Annotated in this window: 5 protein-coding genes; 3 read left to right on the top strand and 2 right to left on the bottom strand. The window is 70.7% G+C overall.

From position 1 onward, the window contains the following. Together ACR2JA_RS11220 and ACR2JA_RS11215 are read left to right on the top strand one after the other, a co-directional pair. On the top strand, window positions 1–1,218 hold a 1,218-nt coding region (locus ACR2JA_RS11220; RefSeq protein ID WP_434009162.1), incomplete at its 5' end, for a gamma-glutamyltransferase family protein. A gap of 55 nt (window positions 1,219–1,273) precedes the next feature. Next, window positions 1,274–2,119, top strand: coding sequence for a plasmid replication/partition related protein (locus ACR2JA_RS11215; protein WP_434009161.1), 846 nt, complete (start codon window positions 1,274–1,276; stop codon window positions 2,117–2,119). A 58-nt stretch (window positions 2,120–2,177) separates the two neighbouring features. Here the strand turns inward: ACR2JA_RS11215 and ACR2JA_RS11210 are convergent, their stop codons facing one another. Continuing rightward, on the bottom strand, window positions 2,178–3,293 hold the full coding sequence (locus ACR2JA_RS11210; protein WP_434009160.1) for a M14 family metallopeptidase: 1,116 nt from the start codon (window positions 3,291–3,293) through the stop codon (window positions 2,178–2,180). Window positions 3,294–3,313: 20 nt separating this feature from the next. Continuing rightward, window positions 3,314–4,306, bottom strand: a complete 993-nt coding sequence (locus ACR2JA_RS11205) for a Bug family tripartite tricarboxylate transporter substrate binding protein (protein WP_434009159.1) — start codon at window positions 4,304–4,306, stop codon at window positions 3,314–3,316. Between the two features lie 122 nt (window positions 4,307–4,428). Between ACR2JA_RS11205 and ACR2JA_RS11200 the strand changes: the two genes are divergently transcribed. Next, window positions 4,429–4,964, top strand: a 536-nt coding sequence (locus ACR2JA_RS11200) for a LysR family transcriptional regulator (protein ID WP_434009158.1), incomplete at its 3' end; no start/stop codon positions are given.

Below are 4,964 nucleotides of genomic sequence, written 5' to 3'. Positions count from 1 at the left end.
GCCGACCTGATGCAACCCGCCATTGAACTGGCAGAACGCGGTTATGCGGTGCCAGTGGTGGCGCAGCAGAAGTGGGCCGCCGCCACGCCCGAGCTGCAAGGCCAGCCGGGGTTTGCCGACGCCTTCTTACCCTGGGGCCGCGCGCCGCAGGTGGGCGAGCTGTTCCGTTTTCCGGCCGCGGCCCAGGGCTTGCGCGCGATTGCCGAATCGAAAGGCGAGGCCTTCTACCGCGGCCCTATTGCGCAGGCGCTGGCGCGCTTTGCCGCCCAAAACGGCGGCGCCCTGACCGAGGCCGACCTGGCCGCCTACCGGCCCGAGTGGGTGACGCCCATCGCGCAGGACTACCGGGGTTACACGCTGCACGAGATTCCACCCAACGGCCAGGGCATCGCGGCGCTGATCGCGCTGGGCATCCTCTCGAACTTCGACGTAGCGGCCCTGAAGGTGGACAGTGTGGCCGCGCAGCACCTGCAGATCGAGGCGATGAAGCTGGCCTTTGCCGACGTGTACCGCTACGTGGCCGAACCGGACGCCATGGACCTGAGCCCCGCGCAGATGCTGGACCCGGCCTACCTCAAGTACCGCGCTGCGCTGATCGACCTGAACCAGGCGCAGGACTTCGGCGCCGGCAACCCGGCCAAGGGCGGCACGGTGTACCTGACCGCGGCGGACGAGCGCGGGATGATGGTGAGCTTCATCCAGAGCAACTACATGGGCTTTGGCTCGGGCGCGGTCGAGCCCACCTTCGGCATCAGCCTGCAGAACCGCGGCCACGGCTTCAACCTCAGCACCGGCCCGGGCCGCAACACCGCCAACCTGGTGGCGCCGGGCAAGCGGCCGTTGCACACCATCATCCCGGCCTTCCTCACCAAGGATGGGCAGCCGGTGATGAGCTACGGCGTGATGGGTGCCAACATGCAGCCCCAGGGCCATGTGCAGACCCTGGTGCGCCTGCTGGACCACGGCCAGGGCCTGCAGGCCGCGTGCGACGCGCCGCGCTGGCGCTTTGACGCCGGGCTGCACATAAACGTCGAATCGGCCATGGACCCGGCCACCGTGCAGGGCCTGCAGGCCCTGGGCCACCAGACACGCAGCATCGACGACCCCTACCAGGACTTCGGCGCGGGCCAGTTCATCTGGCGCCTGGGCGACCCGGGCAGCGAAGGCTACGTGGCCGCCAGCGACCCGCGGCGCGACGGACAGGCGGTCGGTTTCTGAGGCCGCTGCCGCGCCTCTCTACAATCGCGCCCTTTTGCCCAAGGGAGCGCGCACCGTGAACATCGTCGTCCTGGAAGAACTCAAGGCCTACATCGAACCCCTGACGCCCGACGAGCACGACGCGCTGGAACGCAGCCTGCTCGCCGAAGGCTGCCGCGACGCGCTGGTGCTGTGGGGCGACGTGCTGGTGGACGGCCACAACCGCTACGGCATCTGCACGAAGCACGGCCTGCCCTTCCAGACGGTGCAGAACCCGCGGTTCCAGAGCATGGAAGACGTCCACCTGTGGATGATCGACCAGCACCTGGGCCGGCGCAGCCTGTCGGACTTCCAGCGCGGCGTGCTGGCGCTGCGCAAGCGTGAGATCGTGGCCGAGCGGCGCGCCAAGGCCCACGCCGACAAGGCCGCCGAGCCGGTGCCCGAAGCGCCCACGGGCGACGCACCGTGGGAAGGCGATGCCCCCGCCGCAGCCCTGGCCACGGTGCTGGAACCCAAGCCGCTGCAGAGCCGCGAAGACATTGCCCGCGCCGCGCGCCTGAGCGCCAGCCAGGTGGGCATGATCGAAAAGATCCAGAAGCAGGCCGCGCCCGAGGTGGTGGCCGCGGTGCGTTCGGGCGACATCTCGCTCAACGCTGCGGCCGTGGTGGCCACGCTGCCCGAAGACGAGCAGCGCGCCGCTGCCCTGGCCGGCAAGGACGAACTGAAACAGGCGGCCAAGCGCGTGCGCGAATCGCGCCGCAAGCCGCGCGACGAGCCGACCGAGGCGGCCGACAGCACCGCGGCCAGCGACACCCCGGCCAGTGACGAAGTGAGCGCGCTGCGCCAGCGCGTGGCACAGCTCGAAGCCGAAAACGCCGACCTGCGCCTGCAGGTGCAGACGCTGAGCGCGCAGCTGGTCTGAAACAGGCCAAGCCGGCGCAGCGCGGCCATGCAGCCGGTGGCATCAAGGCTGGCCTCGGTCAGCTGCCCAGCCCCAGGCAGGCCTGCAGCACCGCCACCCGCGCCTGCGCCGCGACCATGCCGCGCCAGTCGTCGGCATCGACATAGAACGCGTCCCGCATGCCCTGGCGGATCGCCTCTGCCAGCGCCGCGGGCGCCTCGGGGTGCTGGTGCAGCCACTGGTCGGCGCGCAGGGCGTCAAGGAACTGGTCGTAGGGCACGGTGCCGAACTCCAGCGCGATGGCCGCCACCTCGGCCTGCGGGCACTCGTCGTACACACAACCGACCACCGGGCCGCGCACCTGTTCCGAAGCCGACTGGCCTTCCCAGGCGGCCACCACGTCGGCACCCCACAGGCGCCGACCGCGCAGCAGGTCGGCCTGGGTGGTGCGCCCGGCGTGGATTTTTTCGCCATGGCCGCGCGGGCCCAGCCCGGTGTGCAGGTCGACCCAGGCCATGTGGCGCCGCTGCGCGCCGTGCGTGCGCAGCCGCTCGCGCACGGTGCGGTTGCTCCAGCTCGGGGCCTGGCCGCTGTAGAACAGACCGTCCGGGTGGCTGTTCTGGCCAGCGGTGACCGCTCGGCGGTAGGCCGCCACGCCCAGGCGCTGCTGGGCCTGGTTCAGCTGCTGCTGCACCGCGTCGTCCGGCGGCCAGGTGGGCGGCACCAGCCAGCCGTGCAGCTCGGCGTAGCCGGGGTTGGCGGCGGGCGCACCGGCGGTGAAGTCGATGCAGTTGCGGTTGAGGTCGATGTTGTCCTCGTTACCGCGGCGCAGGTGCGAAAAGCCATAGGGATTGACCGCGTGCAGGAACAGCAGGTCCACACCGCGGCTGCGCGCCAGCGCGAGCAGTTCGTGGTCGAGCAGCAGGTGCTGCTGGCAACCCGAACCGCACAGACCTTCCACCCCGTGCACCCCACGGGAGACGATGAGCAGCGGGGCCCGGCCATCGGCTTCGGGCCGCGCGGGCAGCAGGGCCGCTTCCAGCGCCAGCACCTCGCCCTGACGGCCGCGATGGCCCGGCAGTTCGTGGTGCGACAGCTGCGCACCGGCGGCCGCCGCCGCGGCCAGGAAGCGCGCCCGCCCCTGGGCGTAGTCGGCCGGAAAGCAGTGCGAGGGCGTCGGTGCGGCGGCGTGCATGCCGGGTGTGACCTGCGCCATCATTGCGGTTTGAAGCCGCTGGCGCGGATCAGCTGGCCCCAGCTCTCGGTCATCTGCGCCATCTGGCGCGAGACCACCTCGCCCGGGGCAAAGTCCACCTGCATGCCCATGCCTTCGAGCTTGTCGCGCAGCGCGGGCAGGGCCAGCGCGTCGCGCAGGGCGTCCTGGTAGCGCTTCACCACGGCGGGCGGCGTGCCCGCGGGGGCGTACAGCGCCAGGAAGTTCGACTGGTCCACACCCTTGACGCCTTGCTCGGCGAAGGTTGGCACATCGGGCAGCAGGGGCGAGCGCTGACCACCCGAGACAGCGATCACGCGCAGCTTGCCCGCTTTCTGGTGCGGCAGCAGCTCGCTCAGCGACGTGATGCCGGCGGGGATCTGCCCGCCGATCAGGTCGGCCACCATGGGTGCGCCGCCGCGGTACGGCACCGCATGGGCTTTGACATCGAGGTGCTGGCCCAGCAAGGCCACGGTGAACTCGGGCACGCTGGCCGGGGCCGGCACGCCGATGGCGCCGCGGTCGGCCTGCTCGCGCATCCACTTGCCGTGGTCGGCCAGGCGCTGCGCCTGGGTCGAGGGGTGGACCGCCAGCCCAAAGGCGATCTGGGTGACGCGCGCCACGGGAACGAAGTCGACGGCCGGGTTGAAGCCGGGCGACTTCAGGGTCTGCGGCACGATGACCACCGTGTGGTCGTTGGACATGAACAGGGTCTGGCCGTTGGGGTTGGCCTGCTTCAGCGCCACCGCGGCCAGCTGGCCACCGGCGCCGCTGCGGTTGTCCACCACAAACGTCTGCCCCAGCAGCGGAGCCAGCGCATCGGCCACATGGCGCGCCGCCGTGTCGACGCCACCGCCCGCCGGAAACCCGACGAGGATGCGCACGGGTCCGGTCTGTGCCTGTGCCTGCGCGGGGGTGGCGATGCCCTGGCCCACGAACAGGGCAGCGGCCAGGGCCATCAGGTGACGGCGATCGATCGGGCGGGAAATTTTCATGTCTGTCTCCTTCGGGTTGGGGCTGTGATTGGCGCTGACTGTAGGAGGCCCCTGCGATAAAGAAAAGACAAAATTCATGGCATAAAGACAAGACAATTCTTTCACCCTGTCGACCCTCTCGCATGAAGCTCAACCCCGGCCAACTCGAAGTGTTCTGTGTCGTCGCGGACTGCGGCAGCATCCGCGCCGCCGCGCGCCGCCTGGGCCTGACCCAGCCAGCCGTGACCTATGTCGTGCGGGAACTCGAACGCCAGGCCGGCGCCTCGCTGCTGCTGCGCCAGACCAGCGGCGTGGTGCTCACGGCGCTGGGTGAGTCGCTGCACCGGCGCGCGCTGCGCCTGCTCGAAGAATGGCGCCAGGCACAGGACGAGCTGGAGCAGCTGCGCGACGGCAGCCGCGGCGCGCTGCGGCTGGCCTTCAGCTCCGGGGCGGCGGCCCGCGTGCTGGCCCCGGCACTGGAGGCCTTCCGGCGCACCCGGCCCGGCGTGCGCCTGGACATCCACGAACTGTCGCTGAGCGACCCGCAAGACCTCTGGAAAGTGGGGCAGTACGACTTTGCCGTGATCAGCGAACTGGACGAACCGGTGAACGACACGCTCGACCGCCAGGTGCTGTTCCGCGCCCCGCTGCAGGTCATGGCCCGCCTGGGGCACACGCT

The organism is Hydrogenophaga sp. (genome assembly GCF_051007235.1).
In the GTDB taxonomy this organism is placed as follows: domain Bacteria; phylum Pseudomonadota; class Gammaproteobacteria; order Burkholderiales; family Burkholderiaceae_C; genus Hydrogenophaga.
This window is presented reverse-complemented; position numbering and strand designations above follow the sequence as displayed.